Source organism: Pelotalea chapellei (assembly GCF_018531195.1).
GTDB lineage: Bacteria > Desulfobacterota > Desulfuromonadia > Geobacterales > Pseudopelobacteraceae > Pelotalea > Pelotalea chapellei.
In genome coordinates this window covers 152,189-170,574 of record NZ_JAHDYS010000001.1, presented here as the reverse complement: position 1 = coordinate 170,574, position 18,386 = coordinate 152,189, and the positions used below count along the sequence as shown (strand labels likewise).

Annotated in this window: 19 protein-coding genes and 1 riboswitch; of the genes, 9 read left to right on the top strand and 10 right to left on the bottom strand. The window is 46.5% G+C overall.

What is annotated here, in order from left to right; genetic code table 11:
* Positions 1-19: 19 nt before the first annotated feature.
* Positions 20-1,168, top strand: coding sequence for a Na+/H+ antiporter NhaA (locus KJB30_RS00815; RefSeq protein ID WP_214296025.1), 1,149 nt, complete (start codon positions 20-22; stop codon positions 1,166-1,168).
* Positions 1,169-1,207: 39 nt separating this feature from the next.
* On the opposite strand, the gene KJB30_RS00810 is transcribed toward KJB30_RS00815, so the two are convergent.
* The 4 genes from KJB30_RS00810 to KJB30_RS00795 form a co-directional block, all read right to left on the bottom strand.
* Complete coding sequence (locus KJB30_RS00810) at positions 1,208-1,438, bottom strand: hypothetical protein (protein ID WP_214296024.1); 231 nt, start codon at positions 1,436-1,438, stop codon at positions 1,208-1,210.
* A 153-nt stretch (positions 1,439-1,591) separates the two neighbouring features.
* Complete coding sequence (locus tag KJB30_RS00805) at positions 1,592-2,215, bottom strand: nucleotidyltransferase family protein (RefSeq protein WP_214296023.1); 624 nt, start codon at positions 2,213-2,215, stop codon at positions 1,592-1,594.
* 15 nt (positions 2,216-2,230) lie between these two features.
* Positions 2,231-2,455, bottom strand: a complete 225-nt coding sequence (locus KJB30_RS00800) for a hypothetical protein (RefSeq protein ID WP_214296022.1) — start codon at positions 2,453-2,455, stop codon at positions 2,231-2,233.
* Positions 2,452-2,820 (bottom strand): hypothetical protein, encoded by a 369-nt coding sequence (locus KJB30_RS00795; protein ID WP_214296021.1) that lies wholly within the window; start codon positions 2,818-2,820, stop codon positions 2,452-2,454. The genes KJB30_RS00800 and KJB30_RS00795 overlap by 4 nt, the downstream gene beginning before the upstream one ends.
* A gap of 154 nt (positions 2,821-2,974) precedes the next feature.
* On the opposite strand from KJB30_RS00795, the gene KJB30_RS00790 reads away from it, so the two are divergent.
* Entirely contained in the window at positions 2,975-3,310 is a 336-nt protein-coding gene (locus tag KJB30_RS00790) for a helix-turn-helix domain-containing protein (protein WP_214296020.1), read from the top strand.
* A 323-nt stretch (positions 3,311-3,633) separates the two neighbouring features.
* Here the strand turns inward: KJB30_RS00790 and KJB30_RS00785 are convergent, their stop codons facing one another.
* From KJB30_RS00785 to KJB30_RS00765, 5 genes are all read right to left on the bottom strand, one after another.
* Positions 3,634-4,509 carry a hypothetical protein gene (locus tag KJB30_RS00785; RefSeq protein WP_214296019.1) on the bottom strand — a complete coding sequence of 292 codons (876 nt, stop codon included), beginning with the start codon at positions 4,507-4,509 and terminating at the stop codon, positions 3,634-3,636.
* Complete coding sequence (locus KJB30_RS00780; protein WP_214296018.1) at positions 4,506-5,024, bottom strand: hypothetical protein; 519 nt, start codon at positions 5,022-5,024, stop codon at positions 4,506-4,508. The genes KJB30_RS00785 and KJB30_RS00780 overlap by 4 nt, the downstream gene beginning before the upstream one ends.
* Positions 5,021-6,100, bottom strand: a complete 1,080-nt coding sequence (locus tag KJB30_RS00775; protein ID WP_214296017.1) for a ParB/RepB/Spo0J family partition protein — start codon at positions 6,098-6,100, stop codon at positions 5,021-5,023. The genes KJB30_RS00780 and KJB30_RS00775 overlap by 4 nt, the downstream gene beginning before the upstream one ends.
* Before the next feature lie 41 nt (positions 6,101-6,141).
* Positions 6,142-6,321: a helix-turn-helix transcriptional regulator gene (locus KJB30_RS00770; protein ID WP_214296016.1), complete on the bottom strand. Its 180-nt coding sequence runs from the start codon at positions 6,319-6,321 to the stop codon at positions 6,142-6,144.
* A 999-nt stretch (positions 6,322-7,320) separates the two neighbouring features.
* Positions 7,321-7,770 carry a fibronectin type III domain-containing protein gene (locus KJB30_RS00765; protein ID WP_214296015.1) on the bottom strand — a complete coding sequence of 150 codons (450 nt, stop codon included), beginning with the start codon at positions 7,768-7,770 and terminating at the stop codon, positions 7,321-7,323.
* A gap of 212 nt (positions 7,771-7,982) precedes the next feature.
* On the opposite strand from KJB30_RS00765, the gene KJB30_RS00760 reads away from it, so the two are divergent.
* From KJB30_RS00760 to KJB30_RS00740, 5 genes are all read left to right on the top strand, one after another.
* Complete coding sequence (locus KJB30_RS00760; protein ID WP_246545426.1) at positions 7,983-8,831, top strand: GGDEF domain-containing protein; 849 nt, start codon at positions 7,983-7,985, stop codon at positions 8,829-8,831.
* Positions 8,832-9,023: 192 nt separating this feature from the next.
* Positions 9,024-9,830 (top strand): substrate-binding domain-containing protein, encoded by an 807-nt coding sequence (locus tag KJB30_RS00755; RefSeq protein WP_214296013.1) that lies wholly within the window; start codon positions 9,024-9,026, stop codon positions 9,828-9,830.
* Positions 9,817-11,916: a GGDEF domain-containing protein gene (locus tag KJB30_RS00750; RefSeq protein WP_214296012.1), complete on the top strand. Its 2,100-nt coding sequence runs from the start codon at positions 9,817-9,819 to the stop codon at positions 11,914-11,916. The genes KJB30_RS00755 and KJB30_RS00750 overlap by 14 nt, the downstream gene beginning before the upstream one ends.
* Before the next feature lie 309 nt (positions 11,917-12,225).
* Positions 12,226-12,855 (top strand): transcriptional repressor LexA, encoded by a 630-nt coding sequence (gene lexA, locus KJB30_RS00745; protein WP_214296011.1) that lies wholly within the window; start codon positions 12,226-12,228, stop codon positions 12,853-12,855.
* Between the two features lie 4 nt (positions 12,856-12,859).
* Positions 12,860-13,096 carry a hypothetical protein gene (locus tag KJB30_RS00740; RefSeq protein ID WP_214296010.1) on the top strand — a complete coding sequence of 79 codons (237 nt, stop codon included), beginning with the start codon at positions 12,860-12,862 and terminating at the stop codon, positions 13,094-13,096.
* Between the two features lie 183 nt (positions 13,097-13,279).
* Here KJB30_RS00740 and KJB30_RS00735 read toward each other — a convergent pair whose 3' ends face one another.
* Positions 13,280-15,205: a hypothetical protein gene (locus KJB30_RS00735; protein WP_214296009.1), complete on the bottom strand. Its 1,926-nt coding sequence runs from the start codon at positions 15,203-15,205 to the stop codon at positions 13,280-13,282.
* Between the two features lie 221 nt (positions 15,206-15,426).
* Positions 15,427-15,503: riboswitch (cyclic di-GMP riboswitch) on the bottom strand.
* Positions 15,504-15,724: 221 nt separating this feature from the next.
* Here KJB30_RS00735 and dinB point away from each other — a divergent pair.
* Together dinB and KJB30_RS00725 are read left to right on the top strand one after the other, a co-directional pair.
* Positions 15,725-16,957 (top strand): DNA polymerase IV, encoded by a 1,233-nt coding sequence (gene dinB, locus KJB30_RS00730; protein ID WP_214296008.1) that lies wholly within the window; start codon positions 15,725-15,727, stop codon positions 16,955-16,957.
* 117 nt (positions 16,958-17,074) lie between these two features.
* A complete protein-coding gene (locus KJB30_RS00725; protein ID WP_214296007.1) occupies positions 17,075-18,349 on the top strand; it encodes a M16 family metallopeptidase in 1,275 nt (424 codons plus the stop codon).
* Positions 18,350-18,386: the final 37 nt, after the last annotated feature.

Sequence of the window (18,386 nt, the reverse complement as noted above, 5' to 3'; positions counted from 1 at the left end):
TCAATTTTTTAGGTGATGTATGGCAAAGCCAATTAATCTTTTAAGAGAATTTTCAATCCCTTTAATTAGCGGCATTGTGGTGGCGCTCATCTGGTCCAATTTTGTCCCGGAGAGCTATTATCATTTTGATCACGATCCATTGATCGGCCCTCTCAGTTTCCACTTTCTAACCAATGACATTTTCATGGTGCTTTTCTTCGGGATTGCGGCTGCTGAGATCACCCAGAGCTGCCTCCCGGGAGGAGAGCTGCATCCTTTACGAAAAGCGGTCAATCCACTGTTTGCAACCATTGGCGGCGTTGTTGGGCCGGTAATGGTTTACTTTGGGTTGAACGCCCTGATCGGCAATCCCGCACTGAACCGGGGATGGGGAATTCCCACTGCAACTGACATTGCCCTGGCCTGGCTTGTAGCCCGCATTGTTTTCGGTGATCGTCACCCTGCTATCTCTTTCTTGCTGTTGCTGGCTATTGCCGACGATGCCATTGGTCTGGCCATCATTGCAATTTTCTATCCGGACCCAAGCCAACCAGCGCAGCCTGTATGGCTTTTAGCTACGTTGCTGGGCATGGCCGTTACCTACGGTTTCAGACGCTTCAACGTGAAAAGCTATTGGCCATATCTGCTCGTGGGTGGCACTCTGAGCTGGGTCGGCTTATTCAACGCGCACTTGCATCCTGCACTGGCGCTGGTTTTTATAGTCCCCTTTTTTCCCCATGCCAATAAAGAGAATTTGCACATTTTTGAAGAGGATTCCAGGGACAGGTCCACTATGCACCAATTCGAGGAGGATTGGAAAGTGGTGGTCGACTTTGGCCTTTTCATGTTCGGACTAGCCAACGCAGGGGTAAGGTTCAGTTCAATCGGTCAGGCTACCTGGCTGGTGTTGTGGGCACTGGTGATTGGCAAAACCTGCGGCATTTTTCTGATGGGACGGCTCAGTGTGAGACTGGGATATCCTTTGCCGAAAAGGGTCGGCAACAAGGAGTTGGCTTTGGTTGGGCTGATCGCCGGAATCGGCCTGACAGTTGCTTTATTTGTTGCGGGTGAGGCTTTCACTGAACAGGTTACTCAAGGCGCTGCCAAAATGGGGGCATTGCTAAGTGCAGGTTGTGCTTTTATAGCCATAATTGCAGGCAGGTTATTAAAAGTGAAACGGATCAAGTAGCCGTTGCTTCCACCGCACCTGGATTACACCATCATGAGATCAGTCCAGAACGATTTTTCCAGGCGCTTTGCTCAAAATGTCATTGATGGTAGCCGCTCTTACCTCATTGGCTTCCACATCACGAAGCAGTTTTCCCAGGTGCTCTTCCTCAGGCTGTTTTTCCAGTTCTGCCTTGATACGTTCGACCATCCGGATGCACCAATTTCTTTCAGATTTCAGCATCATAAAAACGCTCATATGCCAACGCCGTTCGCTCATTTCAATCATCATTTCTTCTCCTCAACATGCAGCCGACATAGCATTTATACCATCCATCAATCTCATGGAAATGCATTCCCTGCTAGTTCCGCAGACCTCGCATGCCGATAAAGGACAAGAAAACGATTTTCTCTCACGGGTCTTTGGTTTCCTATATATTCGACGCTATGCTCCTCTGATTAAGCCAAGGCGTTGTACGATATTGTCGTGTAACAACTGCTCATCGATCGAGAGCGGAGCTGTGTTCATCCTTGCAAAATATCCGGACTTGGCCACTACGATACTCGAAAACCTTTCCACACCCGTAAGGTTTACCACTCTTACCTCCACTGAAAATCCTCTACTGTTGACAATTACGTCTTGCAGTTCAACGAATGTTTTGTCTGCCTTTTTCACCGTTTCCAACACTGGCGCCACCAATTCCATCGATGTATTCAGGACCAGTCGATGGCGGGACGGGGAGTGAGACTTCTCCCCACAGAATCTTACGCCGGCAGCGGCTTCATAAGCATAAAGGCTGCACGGCCCTGAGACGATAACGTTGTCTGAAAGTGACAATTTATAAAGCCTCATGAGGATGTCGGTCAATAAATGTGGTGCATGGCCAACACGTAATGCCCAGTTCATTCGCTGATGCCGGACCAGTGCCTTTGCAAGCGACGTTGCCCGCTGCTTGTTCCCCATAAAACGTGCTTGTTCCCACGCAATAAATGCGGCCAGCATGTCGATGTACTGCCTGCATGCATCTTCGTCTAGTTCAATGCGACGATCTATATCTGTATTAGACATTTCAATCTCAAAGGTTTATTTCTTTGTGAAGCTTAGTCCGTGAAGTTTTAAAACCATAATGAGAGTAGTACGAAACGTTTCACCAACGCCTAGCGCATCAGCATTCGTCAGCATAAGTTTCATCTGCTTTTTCGCATCCTTAACGCAGATACGTTTCATCGCATCATATTGGCTCAAGGGAGATCTTAATCGACCAAATAAAAATATTCCCAAATTATCAAGCAAAATTTTATCATTCATTGCAGATCATCCTGCTTTATTTTCTGTATCTTCACTGTTCTGTTGGTCAATATTGTTTTAAGAGTTGCAGGTCCATATTTTATCCCCGTCCGACGGTGAACAATCTCTAAACCTATCTCCATTCTGAAATCAATCAATTTATCGAATAAGCAATCTAAAGTTGCTGAGTATTTATCTTGTGAGCCTTTTTTCGACATAAGTAGTGTAACAACAGCAGCTAAAGAACAACTTATGTCCGGCTCATCTTCAGTGTCAAGGGCCATTAGCTCTTGGTCAAGGTAGTCAAGCCACTCATCCGAAAGTATTGATGGTAGGCATGCCTCAGCCCCAAGATTTAAAACTTCCTTTTTAAATTTGGTAATCATTTGGTTCCCTCGATCATACAAGCTAGCTCCCTTGTATTAAACTCAATAGGCTGAATAGAGATTGTATAACTTAGCTTATTGACTGTTTGCTGGTCAATAAAATTTAGCCTATAGACTATGTTTGTACTCTGTTTTTTTGCTTAAAGTGCAAGACATGGATCAGAGAGATTTTCAACTTAATGTGGGCAGGCAAGTTCGACTTCACCGGAAGGCGCAGGGGCTATCGCAGGAGAGACTTGCAGAGCTGGCTGAGGTGCACCCGACGTTTATAAGCAACATAGAGCGAGGCAAAGTTAGTGCATCAGCATTCAGTCTCTATAAAATCGCGCAAGCTCTGCAGGTGAGCTTTGTTGATGTAATTCCTTCTGCACCTGGGTTCGAAGTTGCCCCAGATTATGACACTGTCGACATCATTAGCAGAATCAAGAAACTCGAAAATCCGCAACGTAGCCTTTATTTGGCTGCAATCAAGGGCATGCTTCCAAAATGAATGATAACCAATTGGTCGATTTACAGCGGAATGTTTCGAACATGTTTATGAGAGCTACCCGGAGAGGAATTTGGGCGTTTATACGGTGGCACTATAAAACGCAGGTATCGTCAATTCATCTCTGATGTGTGCCTATGACTTACCTTCCGCAACCATCTTTTGCGTACTTGCACAGGCCAATCACTATGGGATAAATGAATGAGAGCTCGAAAAAATTGAGTAGCTCCGAAGAGAATATGGGTTTCGATCCTCCTGGAGTAAATAAACATTATAGAATCGCCAGAGGATATATTGACAATGTTTATTTAATGCAGCTTTCTGATTTAATATTTGCCTTTTTTCAACCGAACTCCTTGCACCGCATTTTTAATTCTTTCTTCGGTCCATTCATACTGCTGTATTAGTATTGAGTATAATAATTTTTCTTTTGCAACATGTTCCGCAGATGGATACCATTTCGGAATAGTTGAAAGGTCTTCAATCATATCATCGATATTAGCCTGATGCCGTAGTCGTGCCATTGCAAATTTCTCCTCCTCTGTCAATTGATCAGGTTCCAGTTTCACCTTTTTGGGCACCCATGCCAGTGCTTCTGCTTGACCCTTCTGCAGCAGCACCCGTAGGCGTTCCGCCTGATAAATCAATCCCTGTACCTTGCATGCCATACTCAAAGCTTTTCCTTTGCTTTGGCTGATCATTTTGGTGCCATTGGAGAGTTTGTATATATGAAGTTTCTTCTTTTTTAACTTAATGTGTTGAAAACCCTGAACCTCTTCGTAATCATGTACATAGGGAGGCAGTTTTAGGCCGTATGCTTCCGGAAAATCTTCTTGTAGAAATCCCATAACTACTGGATCTGCAAGTTCTGGAGGGTCAAACAAGCTATGCAGTTCGATTCCATAGGCTGAACACCACCGTCGGGGGGTAATGCCTCGAGCCTTCATCGGTCCAAGAAGGTGTTGAGCATTTTTTTCAAGCCAGTATTTATGGTCGTGGGTCGTTGGACCACGCTTTCCACCGCGACCTCTCTCAGCTGAGATCATAGCCTGATAAACAACTCCATATGACTTTGTATCAATCAAGGCAGCGAGTAATCGCAGGGAGTATCCGACTTGCCGGCATTGATACGCTAGATTACCAACTTCTATGGAATGCTGCCTTATGGGATGTGTTGCAGATTTTACGGTGTCATCGATCATAGTTTCCTCCAAACTGGTTCGATTTTTCCCACCATATTCCGTAATGCATTAGGTTTGAAACGTTCCAAGGTGCCGGGGAGAATGTTCAGCCAAGTCGTGCGAATGGGTGTCAGATAGGTGATTGCTGTCGTCTTTCCCTTGCTATTAATGATTCTGCACTTAGTGGCCATGAAGCCTTTGCCCAGCATTCCCCATACAACGCATCTATCATTAAACGACTTTAAGATAGTAAAAATAAGATGGCTAAAATTTTCGGCGTCAACCTGAAGACCCAATACATCAGGGTCTCTATTGCAGCACTCCCGAAGAACCTCAACCAAGGCACTGTACCTGAACCAGATAATTCCATCGCGCATCGAGATAGCCCCCCAGCGGCCTTTTGTCAGTTTGTTGACTTGCCCAAGCATGGCTACCCTGAACGAATTCCTGTCGACCCAAGGGGGAACAGGTCCGGGTTTCCTGGAGGACAGATCTATTTGCCCTTTGGTGGTAGCTGAATTAGGTATATTTTTCATTTCGAAATCCTTTCACAGGCCAGAGAAGTCGACCTTATTAAGGCCAACAAACGATCCTCCTGATCGGCGGATTCATCGGCATTATCGGAGATGGTAAGAGGAATAGGTTTTGCGGGATCTGCTATACTGAATGTTTCAAGGCCAGGATCGGCTGTGCTTCGGAATTCCGAAGTAACATATGTTATTGGAATATCTATTTTTTGGGTGTCTTCGTCGATCTGATCACAATCCTTTAGTAGGGTTGTAGTTTCTTCAGGAGGGTAATATTCGCTAGGAAGGATTGCTTTGTTGAATGACGCAGTATGATTACTGATGCTTGAATCTTCAAAATTGCAAAGCTTGTTCACCACATTTTCAAACTTTTCTATTGTTTCTCTTAATGTATTTAATTCTGCATGATTCATGATCTTTAGTTCAATTTTTTCAATATCTTTAATTATGCAATCCAAACGTTTGGTTATAGAAATAATTCCCGACTTTGGTCTTGGATTTCTTTTCTTGGACTTACCGTCAAGCTCTCTCACATATTTTTTAAATTGGCTGCGCATTGCTCTATGGTTTGGTGCATTTGCAATCTGCAAAAGACGGTAATGCATAAACCGTTTGCTCTTTTTGCATTCCGACTTAATGTCTTCGGGAAGAGTATTTAGTTTGATTATTTCAGAAATTGTCGAAATTGATTTTCCTAAAATATTTGCAAGATACTCATGGCTGTGTCCAAATTTTTCCTTCAGCGATGAAAGTGCCTCTGCTTTTTCGACTGGCAGAAGATCTTCTCTTTGCAAATTTGCTATAAGCGGCAATTCAGGTTTCGGATCTGCTATATACCTGCCCCTAATTAGTTCTTCCCCTAGATCTTTCATAGCCCGACAACGTCTCTCACCTGACACGATCACCAAGTTATCGTTATTGATTGTAAAAAGTATTGCATCGAACATTTGATTGTTTTTGATTGAATCCTTCAACTGCTTATGAGCTTCTAAACAAAAAAACTTCCTCGGCTGTTCTTCGCTGGGAATCAATTCAGAAAGCTTCAGGTCGTAAAATTCTCCATCCTTAAAATCTGTTTTTTCCATGTCTTTCTCCTTTTCCAGAAAATTTGTTGCGATGCAGAAAATTATTTTGTTTTTGTTCGCATGGAGAGCCAGTTTTCAACCGCTTCATGTGTCCAACGTGGTGATTTGCCGATATAATAGGTGGGTTTTAAGTCTGCTTTTTTGATCAGGTCATAGAGATTTGACCTCCCGATTTGAAGAAATTCTCGCAAGCTTTTTACGGTGTAGAGATGATGGTTCATTGTTTGGCTCCTTCTGGTTCTGGTATTTTATTACGTCCTATTAGAGGTATCAGGGCACTGTCCGTGTTTATGGTCATGCATAGGATAAGGAAGGGGTTTGGGTCTTTAGGGCGGAGGATAGTGTTAGCAGCAAAGCAGAAGATGAGGTAATAAGCGGGACCGATTATTTGTGCCGGAGATTCTCAAGGTCATGGAAAACTGTACCGATCAGCAGGAAACTGACTGACAAGAGCTGCTCAGCAAAAAGCCGCGGCAAGGATATTGTGGTTAGTGTGGTTCTTTACGATCAGGGGATACGTACAACGGCGGGGGCGATAAATGGTGGGCCAGAAAAATATAATCAACCTGAAAAAACAGATTTAGGTTTTTTTGTAATTGCTTTTTTAATTCGATAAGGGTGATGAGTAGATACGCATCATTTGCGTGATAATTAAACATTATAGAATCACAGAGGATATACGGAACAATGTTTAATTATACGCACCTGTTTCCACAATAGAGGACACTAAGATTTTTCTAGGTCAGGCCATTTTTAAGCGCCGCTGCTCGAACTGTTCAGGAGACAGGAGAATAACTGCAGGAGGCGATTCTTTATCGTGTAGAAATAACACCAAGTATTTTGATACGATGAAATGGCGCATATGAAGGTATGTCTATGCGACATGGGCATAGAATATAAGCTATACTCTGGCACATACTCGAGTAATGGACGGTGCTATTTCAGTCGACATCTCAGTGGTATAAATTTTAGGGGCACTTAATGGGGCAGTGTCACTTTGTCTGGATGTAAAATAAAAATAATTACAGCTAGTTATGGCTTTAGTTTGGTTGAAGTCGCAGACCATAAAAAACAGCCACCTTTCTGGTGGCTGTTTTTATTTGAGTCACCTAGTTCTACTTCGTTAATTCTGCTTTTGAAATCCTTCCGTTTGAAATCCTTCCTGTTTTCTCAGCTATTATTGAACAGCAGCTGGCCCTTTTATTTAGCGTCTCAACTCATTAATGCTTTCTTGACTTCCCGGAAATTTCTATCGATTCCGGACTTTCGGTGGTGGAATTGGCTGCGGTAACCACAAAGAAATAGGTGGTGTTGATTGAGAGCCCGGTAACAGTATGGAACGTAGTGGTAATTCTTTTAATCTTTTTTGGACTTTTTTTAGTCACTCCCGGCTTTGTACCGTAATATAGGTTGTACCATTTTGCTCCGGGAACTGAATTCCATTCAAGTGTAATTTGTCCTTTGGCTGCATGTTTTTCAGCTTGTTTATTCTCTTTTTCAATGGATGTGGCAGGTGATACAGAACTTATCAACGCGGCTGAGGCTGCTGTTGGCATAGTTGATGATCCAGTCGATGCATATAAATGTTCGTCGAACGGTATTTTGTTGATTCCGCTGCATCCTGCAATCAATATTGAAAATGTTGCTGAGACAAAGGGTAATTTTTTCATGACCACTCCTGATATTTCTCAAGGTTATGGTATCTAGGCCGAAAGTCAATTTTGAAGGATATGGGTGCAGATGTTGGTCATGGTTTGTCCTGCAGCTCAACGGCATTTGTCTTCTTGTTAAGCTTTATTTTTGTTGAAAAAATACTTATTGAAATACTATTATATTAAGTTTTCAATTACACGATGTAAATCTGGAAGGTTCGCCTGTGTTGATGCTCGAATCACTTATAATTCGATATTTCCGCTATCTTGATCAACAAGGGAAGATAGTTAATACCCTTTTGGGTCTAGTGTGTTCCTTGCTGCTTGGTGTCTTGGATTTTCTAACCCCAATGGAATACTCTTTTTCATTTTTATACTTGCTGCCTATTTCGTTTACGACATGGTTCGCAGGCAAAAGACCAGGATTGGTTATATCAATAATCTGTACCGCGTTCTGGTCAGAATATCGTTATCAAGGAGCTTCAGGTGCCGCGGCATGGAATATTTTGTCCACGCTGGGCATTTTTTGTGTTGTAGCCATAATGCTTTTTAGGATTCGCCAATTATGGGAAGCCGAAAGTACTCTTTCCCGTACTGATCCGCTTACAGGAGTCATGAATCTGCGAGCGTTCATGGAGATTGTTGAGTATGAACTAATGAGGCTTAAGCGAGAGAAGAGCCCTTTCTCTATTGCCTACATAGATCTGGATAACTTTAAGCAGATAAACGATAGTTACGGCCATAGAAAGGGGGATGAGCTTTTAAACGAAGTGGTAAGATGTCTGGCATCGAACCTTCGAAAGACTGATGCTGTTGCCAGAATTGGGGGAGATGAATTTACTATCTTTTTCCCTGCCACGGATCAAAAAGCGGTTAAGGTGGTTACGCAGAAAGTTCGAGAGGAGCTTAAAATGCTATCAAGTAACACATTAGCCACAACTATCAGCATGGGGGTTGTAACTTGCATTGATGGCGCATGCAACCTAGATGAAGTTATTTCTATTGCGGACAGTCTCATGTATGAAGTGAAGAAGGCTGGGAAGAATAATGTGCAGTATGCCGAACATACAGGAGCATGAACAAAAACGAGTTGGATCTCTTTTACGCTTTTTAAATTTAATCTTCAGTCTTTTATCTAAATACTCCCTCCATATAACCCTCCTTTTTGTGGTACTTTATTAAAAAAATTATATATTTTACTTTAAAAATCTTTTATTGGATTGATTTTTATAATATATTCCTACCTCAAGTATAAACGTAACGAGGTTAGGATGAAAAAGTTGATAGCAGTTTTTTTCCTGATGTGTTCCGTGGTAGCTGAAGCGAAAGCAGCGGATAAATTCATATTGGCAGGATCAGGTTCCAATATAGCAGCCACGCAACTGCTTGTTAATGCATTCAAAAAACTGCACCCCGAGACTACCTTTGCTCCCCTGACTAACATTGGCAGTACCGGAGCAGCGCAGGCGGTGGCTGATGGAGCAATTACCGTCGGGCTGCTGTCCCGTCCGTTAAGAGAGAGTGAGAAAAACCTAAATCTGGTTGTTGTTCCCTATGCCCGCACGCCACTTGTAATTGGGACCCATTCGAATGTTGTTGATGATGATATTACCTTTGCCGAACTCGTTAACATTTACCGTGGTATCAAAACTACCTGGAAAAATGGCCGAACTATTGTGGTTCTTAACCGGGAGCCAGGCGAAAGTTCCATCGATCTGTTGGAAGAGAAAGTTCCCGGTTTCAGAGAAGTCTACTCTGATAGCATTAAGACACATCGCTGGACAGTGATAATGAAGGATGACCAAATGAACAGGAGAATAACGGAAACTCTTGATGCAATTGGAATCTCCGATATGGGAACCATTGTTACTGAAAAATTGAACATCAAGCCGCTCAAACTGAATGGAATCACTCCCACCCCAGCCCATGTAAAAAACGGAAAATATCCATTGTATAAAACTCTTGCTTTTACCTATCGCCAAGATCAATTCACGCCGCAAGTCAAGGCTTTTATAGAATTTGCATGTTCTTCTGCTGGTCATGAAGTGCTGGAAAAAAATGGTTATGCCTCCTTCTAAAAATCTAACCGTACATCAAACGTCAGAAACTCATTTTCAATTGGGTCAATCTCTGGCAAAACGACTCCTTCCGCTCGTGGTGATCATCGCCTGCCTGATGGGATTCATATTCCCCGTTACTGTATATGTTCTTGACTACCGCAGTCTTACGAAGGAGGCACATTCCTATTCCAAAAGGATCGCCCATGAGCTGGAGGAAATCGCTATTGATTCTCCTACACTCTGGAAGTATCAGATTTATCGTTTTGCCCACCTCACTCAGCAGGTTGTGGTTGATAAGGATATTTCTTTAATTAAAATTTGTGACGAAACTAATAGCGAGGTGGTCAGCTACCGCTACGAAAGTTCTGAAGCAGCAGCCGCATGGAACCGATGGGCACCCCATGGAGCTGCTTCCGTTATCTATAACAATAAGGTTATAGGAACAGTCAGAGTGGGGCTATCCCAAAAGCATCTGCTCATCAAAACTGCTCTGACAGCAGTTGTCTCAGGTTTTCTTGGTCTCCTGCTCGCTTTCTTAGCCTACACGTTCCCAACCAGAATAGTGCGCAGAATGGACCAAGAGGTTCAAACGTTGATTGATGATCTTGAAAATTCCTTTAACGAAAGTGGGCAGTTACGTATTGCAGCTCAAGAATCTGAAAAACGATTTCTGGAATTGGTACAGGGGTTGGACGCGATCATTTGGGAGGGAGATCCTGTTAGCGGTCGCTACTGTTTTGTCAGTCATCAGGCTGAAAGATTGCTTGGTCTTCCGGTTGAAAGCTGGTGTTTGGCAGATAATTTTTTTATAGATCAGGTACATCCGGTGGATCGGGAGAGGGTCGCAGGGGCCTATCATACGGCAATTTCACAGGAGGTTCCGGGGCAGATAGAATATCGCCGGTTTGGAAAGGACGGCACTGTTGTCTGGCTGCGCGATACATTCCGCATTGTACCCAATGGAAGAGAAGAAAAAAAACGTTGGTGGGGCGTGATTGTTGACATTACTCCTCGAGTAAAAGCTGAGGAAGCACTGATGGCAGCTAATGAAAAGCTATCCAGTACGGTAAGGGAATTAAGACGCAGCAATCGGGAGATCTCAGTCCTGCGTGAAATGGGGAATCTATTTCAGCTCTGCAACAGCCTGGATGAAGCTTGTGAAGTTATTGCTGCCACCTCGGAAAAACTCTTTCCCGCCGCATCCGGCGCTCTGTTCCTGTTTAATGAATCTGATAATCTTCTAAAGAAGATTATCAGCTGGGGCAATCTTTTCAATGAACATCATTCTCCAGTTTTTTTAGCGGATAACTGTCTCGCCTTGCGCAGCGGAAAGGTACGGGTAACGTCACCGGTTACCGGTTCCAGGTGCTGTGAAGACATGAGTGAGATTCGCTCTGGTGCATGTGTCTGCATTCCGCTGGTAGCGCAGGGGAATATCCTGGGAGTGTACAGGCATTACTATGAAAAGCAGATAGATCATGCAGATGCTAAACCTAATCAACAGCTTTTATTGGCGATGACTGAACATATGGCCCTGGCTGTTGCCAACATGCAGTTGTTGGAGACACTTCACGTGCAGGCTCTTCATGACCCGCTGACCTCGCTTTTCAACCGGCGTTACGCTGATGAGGCGATGGTGCGCGAGATTGCCCATGCAGAACGGAAAAAATATTCACTGGGTATCATGATGATCGATATCGACAATTTTAAAAAGTTCAATGATACCTATGGGCACGATGCCGGTGACCTGTTATTGGTGAAGGCTGGCAATGTCATGACCGCATTTTTTCGTGAATATGACAGGGTCTGCCGTTATGGCGGAGAAGAGTTTGTCTGCATCATACCCGACATGAATTTCGAGACCATCTTTCACCGCGCAGAGCAGTTGCGGCAACTGATCAAGGATATTCGCATTAGCCATTTCGGAACTCCTCTGGGAGAAGTTACCATATCAGTTGGAATAGCAATGTATCCGCAACATGGCAGGACTAAGTCAAAGCTCCTCAAATCTGCTGATGCGGCCCTCTATCTTGCCAAGGATGCAGGGCGCGACCGGGTAATGGCTGAGGGATATGAAGAGGGCCAGGTCACTATCTGGAATTAAACAACTTGAAAGATAGGTGAGTATCTAAAAGGGTGCGTTCATCATAGGCGCACCCATTTTAATTGAATTTCTTGTCTTATTCTGCATATTTTCACTTTTAAAAGTCATAGGCTCACGAACTAGTGATAAAGGAAACGTCCGGTGGGGCAGTTTAAGCTTGTCTGAACAAGCATCAATCCCGGTGCGGTTTCCTCAGCCAGAGCCTTTGGGTGACCGAAACATCCTTGGGTCGTGAGGAAGAGAAGCAGATGACTTTGTCGGACCCACAAACAGTTTGACACACAGTTACAGGTTGGATATGGTAGTCATATGACTACCATAAAAGTTGGCCTCCAGCATGATCTGACCCCACGCCAGCAGCAGGTGCTGCAATTCGTAACCTCCCATCTGGATAATCAAGGTTACCCTCCCACATTGCGTGAGATCGCAGCCCATCTCGGTGTCAGTGGACCTTTGCCGGTTTCCAAACATCTTGATGCCCTGGAAAAGAAGGGCTATATCAAGCGGGACAAAGTCAGTCGCGGCATAGGACTCACAACCTCGCTCAGTCGTTCTGTTTCCCTCCCCATTGCCGGTACCGTGCGTGCCGGACATCTTTCCCCCGCTATTGAAGATATTCAGGGATACTTCTCGGTTGATCATCTGGCTGTGAAAGGAAATGACTGTTTCTTCTTGCGGGTGAGTGGCGATTCCATGATCGGGGCAGGCATATTCGACGGCGATCTTGCCCTGGTCCGTCCCCAGCAAACTGCTGACAACAAGGACACTGTTGTCGCCATGGTGGAGGGAGAAGCAACCTTGAAGTGGTTTTATCACGAGCAGGATCACATCCGCCTGCAACCTGCCAATCCCAATATGTCTGCCATCATCATCAGACCGGGTGATGGTGAGGTAAGCATCGTGGGCAAGGTGATCGGCGTCTATCGCCGGTTGGGTTAAGTCCATGCGGGTAAGGGAATCGATACGGGTGGCAGTGGTATTCGGTCCGGGGCGCAGCATCAGACCGGTCTGGTTCGACTGGGGCAACCGCAAGCACGCCGTGCTGGAAACCACCTACTTCTGGACAGACACCAAGGGGAGCGTCAGAAGGTTACACTTCGCGGTGCGCGATGAAAGTGGCCTGTATGAATTGGCGTATGATACGGCTGAGCAGACCTGGGAGTTAACTGGAGTGGAATGATTTGATACAGGTTGAGGTTATTTGATGTTTTTTGCTGCAAGATAAGCGATTCGAAGAATTGAGTGCCGAAGACGTTTATTTTCCATCATCAGAAGAGGTGATCACCGAGGTCATACCAGGCAGTAAACTAAAAAAGCCACCCTCAAAGGGGTGGCTTTTTTATAGTTTTACATCGGCTTCCTGTTAATCATCGTCATGATCATCACTCTTTTCAGGACGGTAGATGACATTGCGATAGACAGTGCTGACGTTGCCTGACTCATCTCTGGCGGTGACGGCAATGGTGTACCGTTTGGCTCTGTAGAAAGTGAGACGCTGCTTGAATACGCCATTGACGACTGTGGGACTGTAGCTCCTGCCGTCCATGGTGATTCGGACCCTCACGTTGCTCGAGGCATCAATGATCGTACCCTTGAGGGTCAGGGATGAATTTCTGGTGGTGATATCCTGAGCCGGACTGGTGACCGCAAGGGTGAATTTGCTGCTGCTGTTTTCGTAGGTAACGGTACGTTTGGCGCTGGAAGTGTTGCCGGCCTGGTCGGTAGCGGTGATGTCGATGGTGTTGACGCCGGCTATCAGGTTGACGGTTGCGCTGTATGTGTTGCCGGTGATGGCGGCTGATTGGGGGCTGCCGTTATTGGTGCTTACTGTCACTGTTGAGGTTTCGCTGACCGTGCCGGTTACGGTAATGAACGACTGGATAGTGTTACTGTTATCAGCCGGTGCGGAAACCGCGAGTATCGGCGCATTTAGATCGTAGGTTATTGTTCGGGTATCAACCTGCTGGTTGGCGGCGTTGTCGGTAGCGATGGTTGTAATAGTGTTGGCTCCGGCCACCAGAGTCAGAGCATGACTGAATGAACCATCAGGATTCAGGATTACGGGTTGGCCGTTGACTGTGACGGATTTGATGCCGCCTGCGTCGCTGGCGTTCCCGCTGATGTTGAGGGTCACTTTATTGGTGTAGGAATTATTTGCCAGTGAGGAGATCGTCAACGTTGGCAAAGTAGTGTCAGCAACCGGAGGGATTGTTACAACTACGCTAGCGCTCTTGACTGCCGAGACGTTGCCCGCCGCATCTTTGGCCCAGGCATAGAAGGTGTTGTTGCCTGCGATAGCGGTTACGCTGGCCGGTGCGGCTGCTGCCCAGCTAGCTGCGGAAGCTGCCGGAGGAGTTGCGCTGGGGGTAATCAGGTATCCGGTGACAGCGACATTGTCAGTTGCGGAGAAGGAGCTGACCGGCACGGACAGGGCGGTGGCGGTTGCCGGGAGTGCAAAGGTTACCACGGGTGCAATAGTATCGGCAGGCGGAGCTATGGTGACAACTACGCTAGCGCTCTTCACTGCCGAGACGTTGCCCGCCGCATCTTTGGCCCAGGCATAGAAGGTGTTGTTGCCTGCGATAGCAGTTACGCTGGCCGGTGCGGTGGCTGTCCAGCCGGCGGCGGAAGCTGCAGGAATGGTCGCGACCTTGTTGATCAGGTAGCCGGTGACTGCGACGTTATCAGTGGCGGAAAATGTGCTGACCGGTACTGTCAGGGCTGTCGCTGTGGCCGGGAGTGCGAAGGTCACAACAGGTGCAGCTGTGTCAGCTGCAGAGGCAACGGTTATGGAAACACTGACAGATTTTTCCCCGTGAACATCACCTGTCCCGGTTCCATTCTGGTTGCCAAAGTAGGCAATTTTCCATGCATATGTTCCGGGAGTTGTCGGTGCCGGCGCAGTAAGAACTGCCGGATATACGGCCGAGCCCCCCATGCCGCTCTGACTGCCATTGGAGCGGGCGATTTCAGCTCCGTCCTGGTTATAAAGACGTACGCCGATCCATCCGGACCGGGCGCCTGAAGAGGTCAGTGTTATTGTCACCGCTTCTCCGGGGGAATAAGAGGTGGTTTTGTCTTTGGTAGCTGTCAAAGTCCCGCTGTGCTGGTGGCAACCGGCGCAGGTAGCGGCGACAGGGGCTGAGTGGCAATTTGTGCACCCCCTGGCTGAAAAATAAGTTGACTGAGCGATAGCATTTGATCCCAGTAATTGAAATGCTACCAAGGGAGTTGCTATCAGTGTCAATGCCAGGAAGAACTGCATAGACGCTTTACCTACATTCTTCATAATCTCTCCTTTTTGTGTGTTTAACGACCGTTTCTCAATTGCTTGCCATCGAGTGCATGAAAGTGAATTGTTTCAGTTTCTCAATGTGTCCTCCACGTGCTGGTTTGGGGAGCGAATTAAAATCGGGATGTCTGACAGCACAACCCGTTTTGATTGAATGGTTTTCATGGTCGTTTTTTAGACACAAAAAAGCCGGGGCCTGAGTATCGTCTGTGCGATATTTCGGCGACCCGGCTGTCTCAGAGAGACCCAATAGGCTTTCCGTCCTACCCTCGCGGATAGTTTAGTATTGTCGTGTATCTTTATGATGAGTTTTGTTGATCGATTTAGTTAACAATATATATTCCAATAAAAAAAAACAATAAAAAAAGTTGGTAATAATCCATCACTCATTAATTATTAAAAGCGAATGTCATTGCCGCAACTGCTAATTCATTTGCAGTAGATTTCTCTTAAGTCAGACCGACTCCTGGGTAATATTTCTCTCCACGAGCTTCGTCTATAGGCTATAATCCCCCCATGCAACGAGTCATTTTCCACATCGACATGAACGCCTTTTTTGCTTCAGTGGAGCAGTCGGCAAACCCTGCTCTGCGTGGAAAACCGATTGCAGTGGTCGGCTCTGGCGGACGTACTATTGTTACGACCAGTTCCTATGAAGCTCGGGCATTTGGCGTTAAGACCGGCATGGCTGTATGGGAGGCCAAGCGGTGTTGCCCCGAGCTGATCGTGGTGGTGGGAGACAACCGCAAGTACACCCATACCTCGAGTGAGATCATGAGCATTATCCGCGATTATTCCCCGGTGGTTGAAGTCTTCAGCATCGATGAAGCCTGGGTGGATGTGACCGGTTCCATCAATCTCTTCGAATCTGCCGAAAACATCGCCTATCTGATCAAGGCGCGCATAAAACACCGCTTCGACATCACCTGTTCCATCGGAATTGCTCCCAACAAGCTGCTGGCCAAGCTCGCCTCGGATTTGCAGAAGCCAGACGGCCTGACCATCATCAAACCTGAGGATGTCTCGCGGATCATGGAGCGCATGCCGGTCGGCAGTTTGTGCGGGATCGGGAAGAAGACAGTCAGGGAGTTGAAGGTGATGGGAATCAATACCTGTGGTGAGCTGGCGCGTTGCGATCAGGGGCGCTTGACAAGGAAATTCGGCATCGTTGGGGCGCGGTTGAAGCAGATGGGGGAGGGGAAAGATGATGTTCCGGTCATTCCCTTTGGCGAGGAAGATGAGGTCAAATCAGTGGGGCACAGCAGCACGCTGGAACGTGACATTGATGATCCTCAGGAGATCAGACGTTTCCTGCTGCAGCTTAGTGAAAAGGTAGGCAGTCGGGCGCGGCGCTACAATGTCTCAGGCAAAACGGTCGCGGTATATGTTCGCTATGCCGATTTTTTCACAAGTTTCAGTAAGCAGACCACGCTGAGGAGCTACATCAACTTAAGCGACGAAATCTACAAAGCGGCATTGGCTCTTCTGGAAGGCGTAGAACTGGAACAGCCGGTCCGGCTTTTGGGGGTAAAGTTAACCAACCTGAAGAGCCAGGCGGAGCAGTTGCCGCTGTTCGAGGATGACCGCAAGAAACTGTTTGCCACCCAGGCGATGGACAAGCTGAATGCAAAATTCGGGAACAGGGCAGTTACCTTTGGGAGTCTGTTGCCGGGCAAGGAGAAAGCAGGAAATCACGTGATCCCACCCAGCTGGCGTCCCGATGGGATCAAAAATGTGGATGTGGAATAAGATGAACAGCGGAACGATAGAGCCGAATAGTGCATGTAAGGACCTGTGGGTATATACTTTTATTCAAAGACTTTGTAAAAAGAAGAGCCTTACATACCAGCTTAAGAGGATTCCATTATGACAAAAGATGCAAGCCTGCCAACAGCCCTGATGACAACTCTTCCCAATGGTTTGCGGGTGGTAACCCAGAAGATTTCTGCGATGCAGAGTGCCGCGATAGGAATACGCATCGACAGCAGTACCAGAAATGAGGCTGACGATTGCGGCGGAGCGTCCCATTTCATTGAACACCTGCTCTTCAAGGGTACAGAAAAACGCACAGCGGATCGGATCATGGAAGATTTCAATGCACTGGGGGCCAGGGCAAATGCCTATACCAGTCAGGAGGAAGTTTTTTACTATGCTACCTCGCTTGCCTCCACGATTCCGGCGACATTTGAAATTCTTGCGGACATGTTTGTTAATTCGACCCTTCCTGAGGAGGAAGTTGAAAAAGAACGCGGAGTTGTTCTGCAGGAAATTTCCATGAACCACGATAATCCGACCCGTTTTGTGTACCATCAGTTTCACAAGGGGTTCTGGAAAGACCACCCGATTGGAAAACCAATTCTCGGTACAGCCGTATCCATAACCTCGATCCCACGCGATCGCCTGATGCAGCACAAAAAGGAAAATTATCTCGCTAAAGCAACCATTGTCTCAGCGGCCGGCAATGTGGAACATGATGAAATAGTTGCTTTGGCCGACCGGCTGTTAAGCGGGCTGGGGACAGGTGAGCTTCCCCGCATTGCCCCCGGTTCCACCTGGAGTAATGCCTTGGCAGAAAATATCCATTACCAGCGACCCATGGAACAGACCCAGTTTTACATGGGTTATACGATTCCTCCCGCAGGCAGTGAACAACGTCATCTGCTAACCATATTAAATCAGATACTGGGCGGCGGTATGAGTTCCCGATTGTTTCGGGAAGTCCGGGAGCGGCGCAGTCTGGCATATTCGGTGTATTCTCAGGCAGCCTCCTACAGCGATACTGCCGGTCTGCTGATCTATGCAGGCACCAGTGCTGATCGTGCCCAGGAGGCCATCGACGTGTGCCATGGCGAAGTGAGACGCTTTTGCAACGAGATGATCGACGCCGACACGATCAATGCTGCCAAGGAGCAGATCCGCTGCAAGCGACTAATGGCCCTTGATGATTGCGAAACACAAGTGCGCAGATTGTCCAACACTACTTCTCTATTCGGTGCCCCGGAGCAGGTAGCAGATTCTTTGGAGGCTGTTGCTGCGGTAACTGCCGATGAAATCATTGCCATGGCTAAAAGCCTCTTTTCCGATGCGGTGCCGCGTGTTGAATCCATTGGTCCTGGAGATGGCCCGGGCCTGCCCAATTAAAATTTCCTGCCGTTTAAAAATAAGACGGAGCGGACAC